At 66.5% G+C, this 20,088-nt stretch carries 24 protein-coding genes; 9 read left to right on the plus strand and 15 right to left on the minus strand.

Annotation, left to right across the window (positions count from 1 at the left end; translation table 11 throughout):
- Positions 1 to 292: 292 nt before the first annotated feature.
- Genes mdcH through mdcA form a run of 7 tightly spaced genes read right to left on the minus strand, consistent with a single transcriptional unit; the run spans position 293 to position 6,307 of the window.
- Entirely contained in the window at positions 293 to 1,210 is a 918-nt protein-coding gene (gene mdcH / locus N5C28_RS03495) for a malonate decarboxylase subunit epsilon (protein ID WP_279820184.1), read from the minus strand.
- Positions 1,207 to 1,827, minus strand: a complete 621-nt coding sequence (locus N5C28_RS03500; protein ID WP_279820186.1) for a malonate decarboxylase holo-ACP synthase — start codon at positions 1,825 to 1,827, stop codon at positions 1,207 to 1,209. Before N5C28_RS03500 ends, mdcH begins: the two co-directional genes overlap by 4 nt.
- Positions 1,821 to 2,627, minus strand: coding sequence for a biotin-independent malonate decarboxylase subunit gamma (mdcE, locus tag N5C28_RS03505; protein WP_279820187.1), 807 nt, complete (start codon positions 2,625 to 2,627; stop codon positions 1,821 to 1,823). Before mdcE ends, N5C28_RS03500 begins: the two co-directional genes overlap by 7 nt.
- Entirely contained in the window at positions 2,624 to 3,472 is an 849-nt protein-coding gene (locus N5C28_RS03510) for a biotin-independent malonate decarboxylase subunit beta (RefSeq protein WP_279820188.1), read from the minus strand. Before N5C28_RS03510 ends, mdcE begins: the two co-directional genes overlap by 4 nt.
- Complete coding sequence (locus tag N5C28_RS03515) at positions 3,465 to 3,764, minus strand: malonate decarboxylase subunit delta (protein WP_279820189.1); 300 nt, start codon at positions 3,762 to 3,764, stop codon at positions 3,465 to 3,467. The genes N5C28_RS03510 and N5C28_RS03515 overlap by 8 nt, the downstream gene beginning before the upstream one ends.
- Before the next feature lie 12 nt (positions 3,765 to 3,776).
- Complete coding sequence (locus N5C28_RS03520; RefSeq protein WP_279820190.1) at positions 3,777 to 4,640, minus strand: triphosphoribosyl-dephospho-CoA synthase; 864 nt, start codon at positions 4,638 to 4,640, stop codon at positions 3,777 to 3,779.
- Positions 4,640 to 6,307 carry a malonate decarboxylase subunit alpha gene (mdcA, locus tag N5C28_RS03525; protein WP_279820191.1) on the minus strand — a complete coding sequence of 556 codons (1,668 nt, stop codon included), beginning with the start codon at positions 6,305 to 6,307 and terminating at the stop codon, positions 4,640 to 4,642. The genes N5C28_RS03520 and mdcA overlap by 1 nt, the downstream gene beginning before the upstream one ends.
- Positions 6,308 to 6,500: 193 nt before the next feature.
- Here mdcA and N5C28_RS03530 point away from each other — a divergent pair, with 193 nt between their 5' ends.
- Positions 6,501 to 8,033 (plus strand): sigma-54-dependent transcriptional regulator, encoded by a 1,533-nt coding sequence (locus tag N5C28_RS03530; protein WP_279820192.1) that lies wholly within the window; start codon positions 6,501 to 6,503, stop codon positions 8,031 to 8,033.
- A gap of 297 nt (positions 8,034 to 8,330) precedes the next feature.
- Here N5C28_RS03530 and N5C28_RS03535 read toward each other — a convergent pair whose 3' ends face one another.
- From N5C28_RS03535 to N5C28_RS03565, 7 genes are all read right to left on the minus strand, one after another.
- A complete protein-coding gene (locus N5C28_RS03535; protein WP_279820193.1) occupies positions 8,331 to 9,104 on the minus strand; it encodes a crotonase/enoyl-CoA hydratase family protein in 774 nt (257 codons plus the stop codon).
- 113 nt (positions 9,105 to 9,217) lie between these two features.
- Positions 9,218 to 10,129: an SDR family oxidoreductase gene (locus tag N5C28_RS03540; protein WP_279820194.1), complete on the minus strand. Its 912-nt coding sequence runs from the start codon at positions 10,127 to 10,129 to the stop codon at positions 9,218 to 9,220.
- Between the two features lie 137 nt (positions 10,130 to 10,266).
- Positions 10,267 to 10,491, minus strand: coding sequence for a hypothetical protein (locus N5C28_RS03545; protein ID WP_279820195.1), 225 nt, complete (start codon positions 10,489 to 10,491; stop codon positions 10,267 to 10,269).
- A 291-nt stretch (positions 10,492 to 10,782) separates the two neighbouring features.
- A complete protein-coding gene (locus N5C28_RS03550) occupies positions 10,783 to 11,313 on the minus strand; it encodes a DUF1569 domain-containing protein (protein ID WP_279820196.1) in 531 nt (176 codons plus the stop codon).
- Positions 11,314 to 11,315: 2 nt separating this feature from the next.
- On the minus strand, positions 11,316 to 12,194 hold the full coding sequence (locus tag N5C28_RS03555; RefSeq protein ID WP_279820200.1) for an alpha/beta hydrolase: 879 nt from the start codon (positions 12,192 to 12,194) through the stop codon (positions 11,316 to 11,318).
- Positions 12,194 to 12,967 (minus strand): class II aldolase/adducin family protein, encoded by a 774-nt coding sequence (locus N5C28_RS03560; RefSeq protein ID WP_279820203.1) that lies wholly within the window; start codon positions 12,965 to 12,967, stop codon positions 12,194 to 12,196. The genes N5C28_RS03555 and N5C28_RS03560 overlap by 1 nt, the downstream gene beginning before the upstream one ends.
- A gap of 215 nt (positions 12,968 to 13,182) precedes the next feature.
- Entirely contained in the window at positions 13,183 to 13,635 is a 453-nt protein-coding gene (locus tag N5C28_RS03565) for a flavodoxin (RefSeq protein WP_279820207.1), read from the minus strand.
- A 101-nt stretch (positions 13,636 to 13,736) separates the two neighbouring features.
- Here N5C28_RS03565 and N5C28_RS03570 point away from each other — a divergent pair, with 101 nt between their 5' ends.
- Together N5C28_RS03570 and N5C28_RS03575 are read left to right on the plus strand one after the other, a co-directional pair.
- Positions 13,737 to 14,195 carry a PAS domain-containing protein gene (locus N5C28_RS03570; protein ID WP_279820211.1) on the plus strand — a complete coding sequence of 153 codons (459 nt, stop codon included), beginning with the start codon at positions 13,737 to 13,739 and terminating at the stop codon, positions 14,193 to 14,195.
- Between the two features lie 60 nt (positions 14,196 to 14,255).
- Positions 14,256 to 14,864: a PilZ domain-containing protein gene (locus N5C28_RS03575; RefSeq protein ID WP_279820213.1), complete on the plus strand. Its 609-nt coding sequence runs from the start codon at positions 14,256 to 14,258 to the stop codon at positions 14,862 to 14,864.
- 283 nt (positions 14,865 to 15,147) lie between these two features.
- Here N5C28_RS03575 and N5C28_RS03580 read toward each other — a convergent pair whose 3' ends face one another.
- On the minus strand, positions 15,148 to 16,101 hold the full coding sequence (locus N5C28_RS03580; protein WP_279820217.1) for a MerR family transcriptional regulator: 954 nt from the start codon (positions 16,099 to 16,101) through the stop codon (positions 15,148 to 15,150).
- A 344-nt stretch (positions 16,102 to 16,445) separates the two neighbouring features.
- On the opposite strand from N5C28_RS03580, the gene N5C28_RS03585 reads away from it, so the two are divergent.
- The 6 genes from N5C28_RS03585 to N5C28_RS03610 all read left to right on the plus strand — a co-directional run bounded on the left by N5C28_RS03585 (position 16,446) and on the right by N5C28_RS03610 (position 19,588).
- Positions 16,446 to 17,018: an antibiotic biosynthesis monooxygenase gene (locus N5C28_RS03585; RefSeq protein ID WP_279820222.1), complete on the plus strand. Its 573-nt coding sequence runs from the start codon at positions 16,446 to 16,448 to the stop codon at positions 17,016 to 17,018.
- A 163-nt stretch (positions 17,019 to 17,181) separates the two neighbouring features.
- Positions 17,182 to 17,892: a dihydromonapterin reductase gene (gene folM, locus N5C28_RS03590; protein ID WP_279820227.1), complete on the plus strand. Its 711-nt coding sequence runs from the start codon at positions 17,182 to 17,184 to the stop codon at positions 17,890 to 17,892.
- Between the two features lie 22 nt (positions 17,893 to 17,914).
- Positions 17,915 to 18,475, plus strand: coding sequence for a GTP cyclohydrolase I FolE (gene folE, locus N5C28_RS03595; RefSeq protein ID WP_279820230.1), 561 nt, complete (start codon positions 17,915 to 17,917; stop codon positions 18,473 to 18,475).
- Positions 18,476 to 18,478: 3 nt separating this feature from the next.
- Positions 18,479 to 18,850 (plus strand): dihydroneopterin triphosphate 2'-epimerase, encoded by a 372-nt coding sequence (gene folX / locus N5C28_RS03600; protein WP_279820232.1) that lies wholly within the window; start codon positions 18,479 to 18,481, stop codon positions 18,848 to 18,850.
- Between the two features lie 107 nt (positions 18,851 to 18,957).
- Positions 18,958 to 19,254: a DUF1244 domain-containing protein gene (locus N5C28_RS03605; RefSeq protein ID WP_279820233.1), complete on the plus strand. Its 297-nt coding sequence runs from the start codon at positions 18,958 to 18,960 to the stop codon at positions 19,252 to 19,254.
- On the plus strand, positions 19,247 to 19,588 hold the full coding sequence (locus tag N5C28_RS03610; protein WP_279820235.1) for a HopJ type III effector protein: 342 nt from the start codon (positions 19,247 to 19,249) through the stop codon (positions 19,586 to 19,588). The genes N5C28_RS03605 and N5C28_RS03610 overlap by 8 nt, the downstream gene beginning before the upstream one ends.
- Positions 19,589 to 20,088: the final 500 nt, after the last annotated feature.

The raw sequence follows: 20,088 nt of genomic DNA on the forward strand, positions 1-20,088 counted from the left end.
GCCCACGTGCGAAGTTCTGCATACCTGTAGGAGCGGGCTTGCCCGCGAGCTTTTTTGTCTTACCGATATATCTACGGCGCGGCGCAGGACGCCGAGCTCGCGGCTGAAGCCGCTCCTACAATGAGCCGCGTTTGCGGTGGAGGTCCCTGAGGGGTTTGGTGCTGCGCTACCGTGGGAGGGGCTTCAGCCGCGAGTTTTTCGTTTCAACCGGTGGATCAGTGGCGCGACACAGGCCGCCGAGCTCGCGGGCAAGCCCGCTCCTATGGGTGGGCGCATCTGTGTTCCGGAGGGCTCAGGCGCGCTGCTGTTCGTCGCGCATCAGGGCGAGCAGGCTGTCGAGGCGGGTGGCCTCAAAGGCGGCGACGCGGCCTTCGGTGAACACCGCGCGGGCCAGGCCGGTGAGCACGGTGCCGGGTGGCAGTTCCACCTGCAGGCGCACACCGCGCTCGTAGGCGCCGACCAGGGTGCCGGCCCAGTCGATGGGGCGGCACATGTTGAAGGCCAGGTCGTCGCGCAGGGCCTCGGCGTCACGCAGCAGACGCGCGGTGGAGCCGCTGAGGTAGCGCAGGCGCGGCGCCTGCCAAGCAATGTCGGCCATGGCTTCGGCCAGCTGTTCGGCCTGCGAGGCGAGCAAAACACAGTGCGACGGCGTGCTGACCGCCAGCCGCCGTGCGCAGGTGGCACCACGCTCGCGGGCCGCTTCGGCGAGGCGAGCCATGGCCGCGTCCGCACCGGACACCACCAGTTGCCGGGTGGCATTGATATTGGCCAGGTACACCGCGTCACCGGCGGCCTGGGCCTGCTGCAACAACGGCTCCAGTTCGCCCACCTCCAGGCCGAGGATGGCGGTCATGCCGTAGCCCTGGGGATGGGCGTCGTGCATCAGTTGTCCACGCAGGCTCACCAGGCGCAGGGCATCCTCGAACGCCAGGCTGCCCGCCGCGACCGCCGCCGGATAGGCGCCGATGGACAGACCCGCCACGTAGTCGGCCCGTCCGCCTTCCTGCTGGATGCGCTGCCAGGCCTGCACCCCGGCGATCAGCAGGCACAGCTGCACGGCGCGGGTGGAGCGCAGGGCCTCGGCGCTGTCCAGCTGCTGCACGGGCTCGCCCAGCACCTCGCTGCAGTGCTGCAGAAAGGCCCGGGGCAGGTCCTGGAGCATGCCCACACGCTGGGCGCCCTGCCCGGGAAACACCAGCAATGTGCTCATGCCGGAACTCCCTCCCAGGGATCGGTCACCAGCAGCGGCCCCTGCTCGCCCTTGACCATGACCCGCGCCGGCGCCCTGGCCCATTCGGCCAGGGCCACGCCGCCAAGGGGGGTCTGCAGTTGGATATCGACCTTGCACGGTGTTGCGCCCAGTGCGTCCAACAGTTGCCGGGCAGTCGATCGCGCCAGGGGTTCAGGGGTACGCAACAGCAGGTCGAGGTCGCTGCCGGCATGGGTTACCGGCAAACCGCTGGCCAACTCGAAGCCGGCGCTGCCGGTCACGCCCCAGCCCAGGCGACTGGCATCGAGCAGCGGGCGCAGCTTCACCAGCGTCTGCCACACCGGCAGGTGCATGCCGCGCTCAGGCAGGCGCTGGGACAGGTGTTCAGGGGATAACAGCGCGCGGACCGCCGACACGGGCAACCAGGCCGGGCAGCGTTCGGCGCGCCCGCTGCCGCGCAGGCCGACCGCCACCCAGCCCCGGCGTGGCGGTGCACGGCGCACCACCACCGGCGGCGCGTCGAGCAGGGCCGCCCGGCACCAGGCCGGCGCATCCGCTGGCAGGTGTTTGGCGGTGAAGCCCCACAGCAGGTCGTGGGGCCGCAGGTTCTCTACCACTGTTCGCGCAACCGCTCCCGCACCTTGCGGGAGGCCGCACGCAGCGGCGAACCCAGGCGGCCGGACAGGTCGCGCGGGCCGTGATAGATGTCGTCCAGCGCCTGTTGTAGGGCCGCCGTCACCGTGGCGACGTCGGTTTCGGACGGCTGCAGCACGCTGCCCACATCCAGGGTTTTCCACAGCAGGCCCAGCGCCGCGTAGCTGTCGACGTCGTAGGCCATGGGCGGGTTCTCCACCGCCAGCGCTTCGAGGGCCTCCACGGTGCGCAGGGTGATGCGCGCAGCGGACTCCTTGCCCATGGCGTGCACCATCACCCCGGGATCGCGCAGGGCGATCATGCGGTTGGCCTGGTAACCATGGGCGAGAAAACCACCGGACATCGCCTTGCCCACCAACAGGGCAATCACCGGGTGCCCGGCCAGGCGCGCCCGAGCGTAACTGTCCACCGCCGCGGCCAGGGCCTGGTGGATGCCCAGGGCCTCTTCACGCCGTCCATAGGCCTGGCTCGGCACGTCGACGATGACCACCAGCACCCGCCGCGCCGCAGCACTGGCATCGGCCTGGATCACCTCATCCACCGCACGGGCCAGGCCCCAGCCTTCCAGCAGGCCGGCTTCACCCTGGCGGGCACGGGGGAACGGGTTGGCCGCATCCGGCACCAGCGCCAGGTAGCGGGCCGGCAGGTCGCCAAGCAGGCCGTCGGCGACCCGGATCGACGCCGGCAGCCCCGGGGTTTCCCCGCTCTGCTCGCTGAGGGCCTGGAACCAGGTCATCCCACGGCTCGGTTGTGCAAGGCTCATGGCGTTTCTCCTGTGAGCAGGCGGCGTGCACCGTTGGCGTCGAGCTGCCCCTCGGGCAGGCGTTGCAGGCGCGCGAGGTAATCGGCGTGGCGCTGGCTGCGCAGCACCGCCGGTTGCCCCTGTGCGAACAGGCTGAGCAGTGCCTGGCGCAGGGCATCCACGTCATCTTCGGCGTAATGGTCCGCCAAGCCGCTGGCGTGACGCTGCTCGCCGCCGGTCAGGCTCCAGATGAAGGGCCGGTTGCGCGAGTCGTACTCCTCCACTCCGGCTTCCTGTTCGATCACCTGCGGGCCGTTCAGCCCCAGGCGCGCTTCGCGGGTGACCAGCAGGTAGCTGCACAGCCCGGCGGCGATGCCCATGCCACCGAAACAGCCGACACTGCCGGCGATCAGACCGATCACCGGCTGGTACTGACGCAGCTCGACGATGGCCGAATGGATTTCGGCGATGGCCGCCAGGCCGAGGTTGGCCTCCTGCAGGCGCACGCCACCGGTTTCCAGCAGCAGCACGGCGCGGGTGGGAATGCCCTGGCGGTTGTCCTCCACGGCCAGTTCCAGGGCGCCGGCGATCTTCGCCGCGCCGACTTCGCCCATGCTGCCGCCCTGGAAGTTGCCCTCGATGGCAGCGATCACGGCCGGGTGGCCGTCCAGGCTGCCCTTGGCGACTACCACACCATCGTCGGCCTGGGGCACCACGCCCTGGCGCGCCAGCCAGGGCGACATGATGCGCTGGAAGGGGTCGAGCAATTCACGAAAGCTGCCAGGGTCGAGCAAGGCGCGGGCCCGCTGGCGGGCGTCCAGCTCGACGAAGCTGCGGTGCTTGAGCAACTGGGCGGTGTCAGTCATGGGCGATCTCCTCCAGCCCTTGTTCGAGGCGCAGGCGCACCACCCCGGGGGTCGCCCCGAAGTCGTGGATATCGATGCGCAGCGCCGGCAGCACCTGGCCGGCGAACATGCGCTCGAACAGGTGCTGCCAGCGCGCGGCGGCGCCGTTCACCGAGGTCACCACCTGGATTGCCAGGGTGCCGGTTTCACCCGGTTCCAGCAGGACCTCCAGGTCACCGGAACCGACGCAGCCGACCTGGGCGCGGCCTCGGGCCGGCTGGCCGGCCGGGAATGCAAAGGACAGGGTTTCCATGTGCAACGTCTCCTATATCTGCGCTGGCGCGGGGGCCAGGCGGTCGAGCATCAGGGTGGCGGCCAGCAGATCGGCGGCGCCGCCGGGCGAGGCCCGCAGGCGCAGCATGTCGTGCTCCAGCTGGCGCAACGTGCGGCGCCCGGGCAAGGTGCCGCTGCCGCCCGCCTCCAGCACCGCCCGGGCGCCGCGCTGCATGCAGCTGAGCCCGGCCAGGCCGGCGCGGTAGAGCACGCAGGTGTCGCTGAGGGTGGTCATGATCGCCAGCAGTGCATCGAGCCGGGCGTTCTGCTCGCCCGCGCCCTCGGCACGGCTGCGTTGCAGTTGCGGCAGGGCCAGTTGCACCACCGCCGGAAAGCCCAATTGGGCTTCCTCCCGGGCACCGCGCACGCCGTACAGGCGGCAGACCTGGGCACCGTGGCTATCACCGCTGGTGGGTGCGCCCGGGTCGCCGAGGCGCGCCAGGCGGGCGGCGCGACTGGCCACCGCCTGCGGCTCCAGGGCCGAAGGGTCCAGCGCCGCGGCGGCGCACAGCAGGCCGAGGGCCCAGATCGCGCCACGGTGGGTGTTGACGCCGCCGGTGACGCGCAGCATCTCCACTTCACCCTCTCGGCCAATGCGGCCCAGGGCCTCGCGCAGGAACGGGCACACCTCGCCAGTGACCTGCGCGGCCTCAGCCATGGCACCAAAGGTCGGCCACAACGACAGCGCCGAAGCATGCATCAGCCCCAGGTGCAGGTCGGTGTGGGCGCCACTGCCGCGACGATCGACCAGGCCCGGCTTGGGCGACAGGTCGGCCTCGTCGATCAGCGCCTCCACGGCCAGGTCCGCCAGGTAGTCGGGGAACGACAGCGGTTGAATGACTGAACGTGCGCTCATCACCAACTCCTGAACTTGGCGGGCGGGTTGTAGAGGCCACCGGACCACTCGACCAGTTCGGCGATGCTCTTGGCGGCCAGCAGCTCGCGGGAGGCATCGGTGCGGCGGATGCCGAGGTCTTCCGGCAGTGCGATCAGCCCTTCACGGCGCATGCGTTCGGTGTGTTTCGGGTCATGGCGCAGGCCGATGGCCGTGATGCCGGCCACGGCGGCGATCATCGCCTGGCGCTCTTCCAGCGATCGCGCCTTGTACAGGTAGGCGATGCCCTCTTCGGTGAGCAGGTGGGTGACGTCGTCGCCGTAGATCATGATCGGTGCCAGGGGCATGCCGGCTTTCTTCGCCACGTCCACCGCGTCCAGGCGTTCGACGAAGGTGGGTTTGCCGCCTTCCTGGAAGGTCTCGACCATCTGCACCACCAGTTTCTTGCCGCGCTCGAGCAGGGTCACCGGGCCTTCGCCACCCGGCGTCGCCATGTCCAGCCAGGCCGGCGTGCTGTGGCGGCGGCCACGCGGGTCGTGGCCCATGTTCGGCGCCCCGCCGAACCCGGCCAGGCGCCCACGGGTCACGGTGGAGGAATGGCCGTCGCCGTCCACCTGCAGGGTCGCGCCAATGAACAGGTCCACGGCGTACTGCCCGGCCAGCTGGCACATCAGGCGGTTGGAGCGCATCGAGCCGTCGTGGCCGGTGAAGAACACGTCCGGGCGCTGGGCGATGTAGCCTTCCATGCCCAGCTCGGTGCCGAAGCAGTGCACGCTCTCCACCCAGCCGGTCTCGATGGCGGGGATCAGGGTGGGATGCGGATTGAGCGTCCAGTTGCGGCAGATCTTGCCTTTCAGGCCCAGGGACTCGCCGTAGGTGGGCAGGATCAGTTCGATGGCGGCGGTGTTGAAGCCGATGCCGTGGTTGAGCGACTGCACGTTGTGTTTTTCATAGATGCCACGGATCGCCATCATCGCCATCAGCACGTGCACCGGCTTGATGTGGCGCGGGTCGCGGGTGAACAGCGGCTCGATGTAGAACGGCTTGTCGGCCACCACCACGAAATCCACCCAGGACGCCGGGATGTCCACCCGGGGCAGCTCGTCGACGATTTCGTTGACCTGGAAGATGACGATGCCGTCGCTGAAAGCGGTGGGCTCCACCAGCGCCGGCGTGTCCTCGGTGCTCGGCCCGGTGTAGATATTGCCGTGACGGTCGGCCTGGAATCCGGCGACCAGGGCGACGTTGGGGATCAGGTCCACCAGCAGGCGCGAATACAGCTCGATGTAAGTGTGGATGGCACCGACTTCCAGCAACCCGTCTTCGAGCAACTGGCTGATGCGCAGGCTCTGCGGCCCGGCGAAGGAGAAGTCGAGCTTGCGTGCGATGCCGCGCTCGAACAGGTCCAGGTGCTCGGCGCGGCTGACGCTGGGCATGATCATGTGCAGATCGTGCAGGCGCCCGGGGTCGACCTGGGCCATGGAACGCGAGAGAAAGTCCGCCTGCTTCTGGTTGTTGCCCTCGAGCACCACGCGGTCGCCGGGAGCGATCAACGCTTCCAGGGCCTCGACGATCCGCTCACGGGGCAATACCACGCCGTCGGCCAGGGCACGCACCTGGTCGAGACGCCGGTTCTTTTCGGCCCGGCGGCGCGACCACTGCGGGGGTGGGGAGAGTGTTGTTGGCATTGAAGACTCCACGAATTCCGCTGTCGTGGACGTACCTTAGGAGGACGGTACGCGAGGCATCAATCAAGCCCGCCGGCGTTCTCTTACGCTCAGGTTAACGATGCCGCTGCCACGCCATTCTCACGGCCTCGGTTAACTAAGCCAGGCAGACCGGGCATACTGCTGCCCCTGTATTTGGCTAGCGTCATTCTCCATGCGCATTCACGTGACCTTCATCGACCGCGTCGGCATCACCCAGGAAGTCCTGGCGCTGCTCGGTGGGCGCAACCTGAACCTGGATGCGGTGGAAATGGTGCCGCCGAACGTCTACATCGACGCGCCGACCCTCAGCGCCGATGTGCTCGACGAGTTGCGCGAAGCCTTGTTCAAGGTGCGCGGCGTGCAGGCGGTGACGGTGGTCGACATTCTGCCGGGGCAACGCCGGCGCCTGCAGCTCGACGCGCTGCTGGCAGCGATGACCGATCCGGTGCTGGCGGTGGACGGCAAAGGCGATGTGCTGCTGGCCAACCCGGCGCTGATCGCCCTCTGTGAACGGGACCCCGAAGGCCTGTCGCTGGGCGAGCTGTTCGCCGACCCGGCGCTGCTCAATGCCCTGCTGGAGCAGCAGTTCCGCCTGCCGCTGCGCGAGGTGACGCTCAACGGCCAGGCGCTGCTGCTCGACGCCATGCCGATCAGCGAGGCCGCCGACGCCGATCAACTGGCCGGCGCCCTGCTGACGCTTTACGCGCCGAACCGCATCGGCGAACGCCTGGCCGCCCTGCACCATGACCATGCCGAAGGTTTCGATTCGCTGCTCGGCGACTCCGCGCCGATCCGCACCCTCAAGGCCCGCGCCCAGCGCGTCGCGGCCCTGGATGCACCGCTGCTGATCCAGGGCGAGACCGGCACCGGCAAGGAGTTGGTGGCGCGGGGCTGCCACGCCATCAGCGCGCGCAGTGCCGCGCCCTTCCTCGCCCTGAACTGCGCGGCGCTGCCGGAGAACCTCGCCGAGAGCGAGCTGTTCGGCTACGCCCCAGGCGCCTTCACCGGCGCCCAGCGTGGCGGCAAGCCGGGCCTGCTGGAACTGGCCAACCATGGCACGGTGTTTCTCGACGAGATCGGCGAGATGTCGCCCTACCTGCAGGCCAAGCTGCTGCGTTTTCTCAGCGACGGCACCTTCCGCCGGGTCGGCGGCGAGCGCGAGGTGAAGGTGGACGTGCGCATCCTCAGCGCCACCCACCGCGACCTGGAAAAGATGGTCAGCGAAGGCGACTTCCGCGAAGACCTGTTCTACCGCCTCAACGTGCTCAACCTGGAAGTGCCGCCGCTGCGCGAGCGCGGCCAGGACATCCTGCTGCTGGCCCGTCATTTCATGCAGCAGGCCTGCGCGCAGATCCAGCGCCTGCAATGCCGCCTCGCCCCGGACACCTACCCGGCGCTGCTGGGCAACCGCTGGCCGGGCAACGTGCGCCAGCTGCAGAACGTGATCTTTCGCGCGGCGGCGATCTGCGAGAGCAACCTGGTGCAGATCGACGACCTGGACATCGCCGGAACCGCTGTCGCTCCCCAGGCGCTGGACGGTGAAGTCGGCAGCCTGGAAGCCGCCGTGTCGGGCTTCGAAAAGGCCCTGCTGGAAAAGCTCTACGCCAGCCACCCCTCCAGCCGCCAACTGGCCGCCCGCCTGCAGACCTCCCACAGCGCCATCGCCATGCGTCTGCGCAAATACGGGATTCCCGGGAAGTCCTGAGCAGCGGTGCAGAGCCGCGGCCGTGATCATGATCGTTCCCACGCTCCGCGTGGGAACGCAGCCCCAGGACGCTCTGCGTCCGATCACAGAACGCCGGCCTTCATCCCCACCGCTGGCGACGCGGAGCGTCGCGGGATCCGGCTACCACGCGGAGCGTGGGAGCCATCAACATAAAACAGAAGAGCTCGCGGGCAAGCCCGCTCCTACGGTGAGCGCGATGTCTTTACTGATCGTTCCCACGCTCCGCGTGGGCATGCAGCCCGGGACGCTCCGCGTCCCCAACGCCCCCCAGCCTGCCTAGGAAACCGGTTTGCCCGCTCGCCCCTGCCCTGCCGCGAAACGCTGGGCGCCTGCCTGGGTTTCGCCGCTCGCGATCACGGACAGGCCGCCGCGAAATTCGTTGGCAAGCGCCTCGTCGAACGGCAGGTCCCACTGGGCATAGGCACTGGCCCGGTCGGCCAGCAGGCAACGCTGGGGCAAGGCGGCCAATTCTCGCGCTAACTGCCGGGCTGCTGCCAACGCCGAGCCTGCCGGCACCACCCGATTGACCAAGCCCATGGCCAATGCCTCGTCGGCCAGCACCGCACGGCCAGTGAGGATCAGGTCCAGCGCCCGGCCCTGGCCGATGATCCGCGGCAAACGCACGGTGCCGCCGTCGATCAGCGGCACGCCGAAGCGCCGGCAGAACACGCCAAGCACGGCGTCGGCTGCCATCACCCGCAAATCCGCCAGCAGCGCCAGCTCCAGGCCACCCGCCACGGCGTGGCCTTCAATGGCGGCGATCAGCGGTTTGGCCAGTTGCATGCGACTCGGTCCCATGGGGCCGTCGCCGTCGAGCTCCAGGCGGTTGCGCCGCTCGCCGCCTTCGGCCACGGCGGCCAGATCAGCCCCGGCACAAAACGTCCCACCAGCACCAGCCAGCACCGCCACCAGCGCCTGCTCATCTGCCTCGAAGGCCCGCAACGCGGCGACCAGGGCCTCGGCGGTGGGCCGGTCGACCGCATTGCGCACGGTGGCGCGGTGGATCAACACGGTAGTGACCGGGCCGTTTTTCTCGACAATCACAGACATGGCTACCTCGATACGACGGGCATGAAAAAGGCCGGCAGATGCCGGCCTTCACCTTAAATCCCTACTGCCGGGAAATCAGCCCGCTGGCCGATCTCCCCGACAGGCTGGCGCGATCAGAGGGCGAACTTCTGCAAATTGGCCATCATTTCCTTGAGCGCCTCGACGTTATCGGCCGGGTGCGCCGCGCCGTCGAAATCGCAGATCTGCTGCCAGTGGGCGGCCACGTCTTCCGGGCTGAAGCCCTGGCGCGGGTCGAAGCCGGCGCCCAGGCTGCGTTCCCAGCGTACCTTGCCGACCCAGCCGCCACCGACTTCGAACAGGCCCGAGGTTTCATTGCAGGCTTGGCTGGCCAGGTACACCACCAACGGGCTGACCAGCTCGGGCTTGAGCTGCTCGAACACCTGGGGCGGGATCAGGCCTTCGGTCATGCGCGTGCCGCCAGTGGGCGCGATGGCGTTGACCAGGATGTTGTTCTTGCGCCCTTCGATGGCCAGGGTACGGGTCAGGCCGTACAGGCCGAGCTTGGCCATACCGTAGTTGGACTGGCCGAAGTTGCCGTAGATGCCGGACGTGGACGAGGTGAAGATCACACGGCCGTAGCCTTGCTCGCGCAGGTGCGGCCAGGCGGCGCGGGTCACCTTGTAGGCGCCCTCGACATGCACCTTGTAGACCAGTTCCCAATCAGCATCTTCCATCTTGTGGAAGGTCTTGTCGCGCAGGATGCCGGCGTTGTTGACCACGGCGTCGATACGGCCGAAAGCGTCAAAGGCGTTCTGCACGATCTTGTCGCCGTCGGTCACCGAGTCGTGGTTGGCCACGGCGGTGCCGCCCGCTTCGCGGATTTCCGCGACCACGCGATCAGCCGCCGAGGCATTGGCGCCTTCACCGTGGGTGCTGCCGCCGAGGTCGTTCACCACCACCTTGGCGCCATGCTTGGCGAACAACAGGGCGTGGGCGCGACCGAGGCCACCACCGGCTCCGGTGACGATCACGACCTGGTCTTGAAAACGAATGGCGTCGCTCATGCTGCAGCTCCTGGGCAGGTTGACTATGTCCCGGAGTGTCCAGCAGGCGATCTTTGGTCACAACAGATACGAGTGACGCGAATAGTGTTCGATAAGGCGACAGGATAATCACATCATCCTGTCGCCCACCGATTCAGTTACTGGCCACCGCCACCGGCGCCACTGCCGGAGCCGCCGGTACCACCACCGGTGCCGGTGCTGGAGCCGCCCGTGCCAGGGCCGGTGCCGCCGTCGACACCACCGCCATTGTTACCGCCCGGATTGCCAGGCGCGGTGCCGGTGCCATCGCCGGTGTCGTCACCGGTGCCGGTGCCGATGCCTCGGCCGTCACCGCTCGGGTTGGTATCGGTACCATTATTCATGTCGGTATCGCTATCGACCGGCGGGATGCTGGGCGGGGTTGGCGAGGTGGGGCCTGCCGGATCGGTAGGACCGCTGCTCGCAATGGCAGGCAACGCAGAGAAGGCCAGAAGGCCGCTGAACATCAGTGCGCACAACTTGGTTTTATCAGTCATCGTTCCATCCTCTGGTTTCGGGTGCATACACAGAAGACGACCTCCCGTTCGTTCACGGGGTTCGATGTTTTTGATCAGCGGTGCGGCGCCGACCCCGACGCAAAACCACCGGGGCGCGTGACGTTCAGGGGACTAAGATCAGGCCGGGCGAATCAGGCTCATGTGGTTGTAAAGGTGCATGACATGGGCCTCGGCGTAGTCGGCGTGGCTCAATGCGCCATAGGCGAAATGCGGCCGCAACTCGCCCTGGTGCGCCGCGAAGTCTGAAAAAGCTTGTTGCAAACGGGCCAATGCCAACGCCTGGCTGGATGGCTCATCGAGCGCCGCCGCCCCGGGAATCGCCTCGTCCAGCGGGTGACGCATGGCGCCCCGCGCGGCGAACACGCTGAAGGCCAGCGGGCCGACACTGCTGCGGAACCAGGCCGGTTTGAGTTCCGGGTAGCCGATGATCGAGTACTCGATGCTCTGCGCGCAGTGGTTGAACACCTCGGTGGGCGTCCAGCCCTTGAGGCTGGTGAGGGATTGCCCTTCCAGGCTGCGCAACAGCGCCTGCGCGCTACTGATGCTCAGTGCCCCCGGCTGTTCGCCGGTGGTCAGCGCCCAGAAGCCTGCCCCCGCTGCCGCCACGCCACCCAATGCCGTCCATTTCAAGAGTTGACGCCGTTTCATCGTTATTGCTCCAGAGCCCGGCGAAACGCCAGGTAATGCGTGAGCACCTGCTCGGGTGCCTCGGTTTGTGGGTAATGGCCGATGCCGTCCAGCAGCACGGTATCGGGCTCGGGAATCAGTTCGCGGTAGCGCGCCACCATGTGCGCACCGGAAATCGGGTCGACCGCGCCGTCGATCACCCGCAACGGCACCCCGCCGCGCTGCATGGCCGCGACCCAGCGATCACGTTGCTGGCGGCGTTCCGGCATGTAGCGGATCAGGCGGTGCATGATAGCCGGACCGTTGCCCCGCTGGATCAGCGACCAGAAGCTGTCCAGCTCCTCGGTACTGGGCTGGGTCTGCGGGCCGAACACCTTGGCGAAGTTGGTCGCCAGGCTGGCGCGCGAGAACAGCCGGCCGATCAGCGGCCCCAGCGGGCTGAGCAGCAGCTTTTGCGTCAGCACCGGGTGGTGCGTCTCGGGAAACAGGCCACCGTTGAGGAACACGCAGCTGGCCAGATGAATACGCCCCTCGTGGTGCCGCGCCAGCAGTTCCTGGGCCACGCTGTCGCCGTAGTCGTGGGCCAGCACGTGCAGCGGCCCGTCGATGCCCAGGTGCGCCAGCAGGGCCTGCTGCAAGTCGGCCTGCTCAAGCAGGCTGTAGGCATGCCCGCGGGGCTTGGACGAGTCGCCGAAGCCGAGCATGTCGCAGGCTATCACCCGGTAGCGCTGGGCCAGCGGCTGCCAGAGGTAGTGCCAGTCCCAGCTGGCGGTGGGAAAGCCATGGATCAGCAGCAGCGGCTCCCCCGCTCCGGCCTCCCAGTAGCGAATGCGCTGGCCCGCCCACGGCAGCTCGTGGCCCTGGGCGCGCCAGGCGTCCAGGGTGATCCCGGCCAGGGCCATCAGTTGGCGTAGCCCGGCATCTGCTGGTCGAGCTTGCGCAGCAACGCCGGCCAGGCCAGCGCGCCGCCCATGCCCTGGGAACTCTTCATCACGCCGGCCACCATGGCCTTGGCGCCGTCGAGGATCTGCTGCGGGATATGGATCAGCTCGCCACCGCCGCTCTGCGCCATGATCTGGGCCTCGCAGGCGCGCTGCAGGGTGAACATCATCAGGAAGGCATCAGCGATGGTGTTGGCGGCGGTCAGCAGGCCGTGGTTGGGCAGGATCATGAAGTTCTTGTCGCCGAGGTCGGCCTGCAGGCGGGCCTTCTCGTCGTGGTTCAGGGCCACGCCTTCATAACCGTGGTAGGCCAGGCTCGACAGAACGAACAGCGATTGCTGCGACAGCGGCAACAGGCCCTGTTTCTGCGCGGAGACCGCGATACCCGCCGGGGTGTGGATGTGAAGCACGCACTCGACCTCGTGGCGCACCTCGTGCACTGCACTGTGGATGGTGTAGCCGGCCGGGTTGATGCTGTAGGGGCTGTCCATGAGTTTGTTGCCCGCCAGGTCGATCTTCACCAGGCTGGAGGCGGTGATCTCATGGAACATCAGGCCGAAGGGGTTGATCAGGAACTCCTCGGTCCCCGGCACCTTGGCGGAAATGTGTGTGAAGATCAGGTCGTCCCAGCCGTGCAGGGCGATCAGGCGGTAGCAGGCCGCGAGGTCGACGCGGGTCTGCCATTCGGCGGCGGATACCTGGTTCTTGACGTTCAGGGTGGACATCACGGTCATCGCATACACCTCGGTAGTTCTTGTTATGAAGTGCAAGGAGTCTAGCGAGCCGAATGCAGAACGGGAGTTGCCTTGGTAGCCAGCTTAGTGACTGTGCGAGTCACCGATGGGCTCGGCGAAGGCCGGCGGGGCATAAAACAGTCGCGGCTGAAGCCCCTCCCACAGGTTTCATCGGTCCGTGGGAGGGGCTTCAGCCGCGATAACACCACATCGATTCAGCCACGCAGCGCGGCGATGAACTCGGCCAACCAGGGCTCGGCATCGGTTTCCGGGGTGACGCTTTCGCTGCTGTCCAGGCGCAGCATGCCGATCACTTCGCGAATGCCCAGCTCGGCGTAGAGCTCGCGCACCAGCTCGCCGCCACCGCAGAAGGTGTCGCCGTAGCTCGAGTCCCCAAGGGCCAGTACCGCACCGGGCAGGCCGCTCCAGGCCGGCAGGCTATCGCGGATGGCGTAGTACAGCGGCTGCAGGTTGTCCGGCAGCTCACCCAGGCCCGTGGTGGAGGTCACCACCAGAAATGCCTGCGGCGCGAAGGCCTGGATGTCCGTCAATGTGGCGCGCGGGTTGTGCCACGCGTCGAAACCGGCGTTACTCAACAGTTGCTGGGCGTGCCGGGCGACTTCTTCGGCTGTGCCGTAGACCGACCCGGACAGGATGGCGACTTTCATGAAAAACTCCGAAACATGCAGAAAACGCGCGCATTATGCCGCAAGTGGACAGCCGGACCGGATGTTTTAGAATGCAACGAATAGAACGGGAATAGCACGTCATGATCAACGCCAAACTGCTACAGCTGGTGATCGAGGCATCGAACGACGGCATCGTGGTTGCCGAGCAGGAAGGCGAGGACAACATTCTCATCTATGCCAATCCGGCGTTTCAGCAACTCACCGGTTACCCCAGCGAAGACATCCTCTACCAGGACTGCCGCTTCCTGCAGGCTGACGACCGCGATCAGGCCGGTCTAGAAGTCATTCGCGAAGCGGTGAGATCGCAGAAGCCCTGCCGCCAGATTATCCGCAACTACCGCAAGGACGGTTCCTCGTTCTGGAACGAGCTGTCGATCACCCCGGTGTTCAATGAAGGCGATCAGCTGACCTACTTCATCGGCATCCAGAAAAACGTCACCGAGCAGGTCGAAGCCCTGGAGCGCGTCACCGCCCTGGAAGCCGAAGTGGCAGCGCTGCGCAACGAGCTGACGCAGCTGAAAATGCGACAAACGGAATAAAACCAATTCCAAAAATGTAGGTCGAACTGTTCTAGCCAACCCTCTGCGCAGAACACGACCATGCTAGAGCAACCGCTCCTCACGCAAGCGGAGCTGGAGTTTATCCAGCACCTCAATACGCCGTCGGCCGCTCCCAAGCCCAAGCCGATGGAGAACTTGCAAGTCGATGCCGGCGGGCCGCTCAAGGCCTTGCTGGCGCACTGCGCGGCCAACGAACAGCTGACCATCGATGCGCATTTTGCCAACCACCGGCTGACCTTTACCGCCCACCTGATCGAAGACGCCGAGCACATCCAGCACCTGGAGCTCGGCATTCCGCAGATTTTCGACGAAGGCCCCTCCCCCCGCGCCTGGCGCCTGCCGCTGGCCCCGGCGGTGGCCTTGCGGCAGCGCAACTCGAAACCCAGCGACCTGCTGGTGCATGAAATCTCCATGAGCGGCCTGCTGGTCGAGTACCGCGGCCAGGGCGAAGCGCCCGAACGCTTCAGCCTGATCCTGCCGCTGATCGAGCAGAAGCCCATCGCCATCGAAGGCACCTTGGTGCGCGAAACCCTCGACGGCCTCTTGGCCTATAGCCTGGAGCCGCTGGACAAGCGGGGCCACGAGCGCCTCCAGCAATTCATCTACCAGCGCCACCGCGAACTGCATCCCCACGCCCACAAGGCCTGAGCCCGAATCCCACGCAAAAAAGACCCGCCACCAGGCGGGTCAAATGCTTTCAGGGACCAAATGTTCAGATAAAAAACCGATAGCCAGAAAACAGGGGAAGCGTGGCTATCGGGTTGCGCAGTCGTGATGGCTAGCGGGCCCGGCAGACGTCCTGAAAAAAGAACGAGCACGTCCGAACGCGGCAGGAAATCAGCTCGCAGCTATACAACACACTCACCGTGTATAGATTCTGTATAGCTCAAAATGCACGATTGGCAAGTCGACGGACGGCAATCGCTGGCCGTCAGGTGTCGAGATGGCCTGCCAGAAACTGCTGCAGGCGGCGCTGCATCAGGCGGCCTTCGTTGCCCAGGCAGGCAATCGGCGAGCCACTCAGGGAATCCTCGGCCAGATCCGAACCATCACCGGCCAGCACCAGCGGGCACTCCAGGGCCAAGGCCAGGCGCGTGAGCTGGCGCGGCAGGTCTTCGCTGGGCGGATGGTTGGAAAACAGCACCAGCGCCAACGGCTGGATCTTTTCGCAGACCAGGGTCAGTTCCGACAGCGGCTGGCCCATGCCCAGCAGGTTGACCGCCAGGTCCGGGCTGCTGAGCAGCAGGCCGGCGACCAGCAGTTCCAATTCGCGGCAATGCCCGGGGATGGGCGCCAGCAACACGAACTCATCGACCTCGGCACGGGATATTTGCAAACGCTGCAGGGTGCGGGCCCGCAGGAAGGTATCGAAAAACAGCCATTCGCTGGTCTGGCCGAACTCTTCCTGGCGGATCAGCAGTTCCTGCCAGAGCGGCATGAGGATGTCCTGGAACACCACGTTCAGCGGATAACTGGAGAACACCTGGCCATACAGGCGATCGAGACGGCCTTCGTCGAAGGCGCTGATGGCCCGACGCAGCTGGGTCTGCCATTCACCCCACTCCCCCGACGACACGTTCTCGTAAAGCGGCGACACGGCCACCTTGGGCGAGCTGCTCTTGGCGAGGATCTTGCCCACTTTGCTGACCGCCACGCCCCGCTCGATCCAGGCCAGGATGCTGCGCACCGCCTCGACATCCGACTGCGAATACAGGCGGTGGCCGCTGTCGGCGCGTGTCGGCTGGATCAGACCATAGCGCCGCTCCCAGGCGCGTAGGGTGACCGGATTGACGCCAGTCAGCCGGGACACTTCGCGAATGGGGAACAGTTCTTCCTGCTTGAGCGCATCCGAAGTCAGGAACGACGTACCGGAGAGATCGTGCATAGTCGGAAACGCCATGGGGGAGACATGAGCCAGCAGTGTAACCCAGCAATCGCCCCGTCACCGCCTTGACGGGCAGAAAATCCGCACTTGCCATGACATTGGTCAATCGCCGAGCGCCGCGTGCCCCCTGCCGGTGCAGCCGGTCGCCCCAGCGACCTGTATGGGGGCGCCGCCCAGGCACCTGAACGCGCTACATGAAACCGATACGCGGCCAGATGCCGGACTGGCTTATTTCGCAAAAAACGGAATAATCCTTGCCTGTCTTTTCCTGCCCCTCACCACCCCGAGCGGCAAGAGCGCGTCGCCACACCCCGGCCATGCGCGAGACTCATTGGAGATACACAATGTCTGCAGAACCCGTCACCCTGATGGTGGCGCGCCGTGTCGCCAACGGCCGCTATCACGATTTCATGACCTGGCTGCGCGAAGGTGAGCAACTGGCCACCGACTTCGCCGGCTACCTGGGCTCCGGCGTGCTCGCCCCGCCCCCTGGCGACGATGAATTCCAGATCGTTTTCCGCTTCGCCGACGAACAGACCCTCGCCGCCTGGGAACATTCGGCCTCGCGCACAGCCTGGCTGGCCCGTGGCAGCGGCCTGTTCGCCCAACCGCACGAGCAGCGCATCACCGGCCTCGACAGCTGGTTTGGCAGCGCCACGCGGCAGCCGCCGCGCTGGAAGCAGACCATCGCCATCTGGCTGGCGTTCTTCCCGGTGTCGCTGGCGTTCAACCTGCTGTTCGGCAGCTCGCTGTCGGACCTGTCGCTGGTCACCCGCGTGCTGCTCAGCACCCTGGCCCTCACGCCGCTGATGACCTACCTGTTCATCCCCCTGGCCACCCGCCTGCTCGCCCCCTGGCTGCAAGGCACCTCACAGCGCCTGCTGCGCCGCACCACCAGCACCGCCGGCAGCCGCTGACCACCGCGCGGGCGGGCCTGCTCCCGGGCAGGTCGCTCGCCGGCTGGCGCTTGGCGCAGTAGCCCCACGCCCCGCATGGTTGTAGCGCTGCACGCGCTGGGTTAACGTCCTTTCCACGGCGCCGCGCTGGCGCATTGCCCTTCCCTGTTCCTGCGAGTTCACCATGAGCGCCTCCCCCGCTCCGATCCTGATCACCGGCGCCGCTCAGCGAGTCGGCCTGTATTGCGCCGAACGCCTGCTCGATGACGGCCACAGCGTGATCGTCACCTACCGCAGCGACCGGCCGGGCCTGGCCACGCTGCGCGAACGGGGCGCCCTGGTGCTGCAGGCGGACTTTTCCAGCGAGCACGGCATCCTCGCCTTCATCGCCGAACTGAAAGGCCACACCGACAGCCTGCGCGCCATCGTGCACAACGCCTCGGACTGGCTGACCGAAACGCCGGGCGATGAAGCCGCCGCGTTCCAGGCGCTGTTCAGCGTGCACATGCTCGCGCCCTACCTGATCAACCTGCACTGCGCCGACCTGCTGCAGCGCAGCACACCAGCGGACATCATCCACATCAGCGACGACGTGGCGCGCAAGGGCAGTGCCAAACGCCCGGCCTACTGTGCCAGCAAGGCCGGGCTGGACAACCTGACCCTGTCCTTCGCGGCCCGCTTCGCCCCGCGGATCAAGGTCAACGGCATCGCCCCGGCTCTGCTGATGTTCAACCCCGAGGACGATGCCGCCTACCGCGCCAAGGCCCTGGACAAGTCGGCCCTGGGCATCGAGCCTGGGCCCGATGTGCTCTACCAGAGCCTGCGCTACCTGCTCGACAACCCGTACGTCACAGGGACCACCCTGACCGTGAATGGCGGCCGCCACCTCAAGTAAGGCAGGCGGTGAGGACACAACCATGGCCCGTGCATTACCCGACCACTACCGCGCGATCCTCCTCGGCATCGGCGAAGACCCCGAGCGTGAAGGCTTGCTGGACACGCCCGAGCGCGCGGCCAAGGCCATGCAGTATTTGTGTCATGGCTACCAGACCAGCCTGGACGAGGTGGTCAACGGCGCGCTGTTCGCCTCGGACAACGACGAGATGGTCATCGTCCGCGACATCGAACTGTATTCGCTGTGCGAGCACCACCTGCTGCCCTTCATCGGCAAGGCCCATGTCGCCTACATCCCCACCGGCAAGGTGCTGGGGCTGTCGAAGGTGGCGCGCATCGTCGACATGTACGCCCGGCGCCTGCAGATCCAGGAGAGCCTGACCCGGCAGATCGCCGAGGCGGTGCAGCAGGTTACCCAGGCCGCCGGCGTGGCGGTGGTGATCGAAGCGCGGCACATGTGCATGATGATGCGCGGGGTGGAAAAGCAGAATTCGTCGATGAACACGTCGGTGATGCTCGGCGCGTTCCGCGAATCGTGTAACACTCGCCTTGAATTCCTGCAGCTGATTGGACGGAGCACGTAAGTTATGCCACGCCTGGAACCTGGGATGGCACGGATTCGGGTCAAGGACCTGCGTCTGCGCACCTATATCGGAATCAAACAAGAGGAGATCGACAACAAGCAGGACGTGTTGATCAACCTGACCATTCTCTACCCGGCGGTGGAAGCGGTCCGCGACAACGACATCGAGCATGCGTTGAACTACCGCACCATCACCAAGGCCATCATCCAGCACGTCGAAGGCAACCGCTTCGCCCTGCTCGAGCGCCTGACCCAAGAAATCCTTGACCTGGTCATGGTCAACCCGGCCGTGCGCTACGCCGAGGTGGAGGTCGACAAGCCCCACGCCCTGCGCTTCGCCGAGTCGGTGTCGATCACCCTCGCCGGCCACCGCTGACCGCATGGCGGGTCACCCGGCGCACAGCGCGCCGGGCCATTGCCGCCACGCCAGCAGCCTCTTATCATCGCCGGCACCATGCCCAGCCTGTATTCGAGAGCATCGCCATGACCGAGCAAGAACGCCTGGAACTCGAAGCTGCGGCCTTCCGCAGCTTGGTGCAACACCTGCGCAGCCGCCCCGACGTGCAGAACATCGACATGATGAACCTCGCCGGTTTCTGCCGTAACTGCCTGTCCAAGTGGTTCAAGGCTGCTGCCGATGACATCGGCGTGCAGGTCAGCCCGGACGAGGCCCGTGAAGAGATCTACGGCATGCCTTATGCCGAGTGGAAAGCCAAATACCAGAAGGAAGCCTCTGCCGAGCAGCAGGCCGCCTTCGACAAGGGAAAGAAACATGAGTGACCTGAACACCTTCCGCGCGCGCCTGCACGACGAGCAGTTCGCCTTCGCCGAAACCCTGGATTTCGTTGCCCAGCACTACCTGTACCAGCCCAGCGCCTTCACCAACGGCAGCGTGGAAAACGCCGCCGGGCAGAACGAAGGCTCCTGCAAGACCCTGGGCCTGGCCCTGATCGAGGGCTTCAGCGACCAGGAAGCCCTGCTCTGCTTCGGCGAACACTACCGCAGCGTGCTGGCCACCCCGGACGGCAGCGACCACGCCAACATCCGCGCCCTGATGCGCACCGGCCTGGAAGGCGTGCGTTTCACCCAGATCGCCCTGGCCCGCAAAGACTGAGCCCTCGCTGAACAAAAACGCCCCGGATCGGCAGCTACCGATCCGGGGCGTTTTCATTTCAGGTGTAGGGTGGATGATGCTTGCTTGATCCCCACACGGGCCGTCACCAGACCAACTGCGCCCCTGTAGGAGCGGGCTTGCCCGCGAGCTTTTCTGCACCCGCTCGGATCGCCGCGAGGCATAGGTCGTCGAGCTCGAGGCCAAGGCCTCTCCTACGAGGACCGCTATCCCCGGGTGTCGCTTCGCTCGACCCAGGCTACGCTCCCTGTAGGAGCGGGCTTGCCCGCGAGCTTTTCACTCCCGCCCTCAGATCAACGCCAGGCAACCACCGCCGAGCTCGAGGCCAAGGTCTCTCCTACAGGCCCCTATCCCCGGGTATCGCTTCGCTCGACCCAGGCTACGCGCCCTGTAGGAGCGGGCTTGCCCGCGAGCTTTTCTTCACCCGCTCGGATCGCCGCGAGGCATAGGTCGTCGAGCTCGAGGCCAAGGCCTCTCCTACG

The sequence above is a fragment of the Pseudomonas sp. GD03944 genome (assembly GCF_029839275.1).
Lineage (GTDB): Bacteria > Pseudomonadota > Gammaproteobacteria > Pseudomonadales > Pseudomonadaceae > Aquipseudomonas.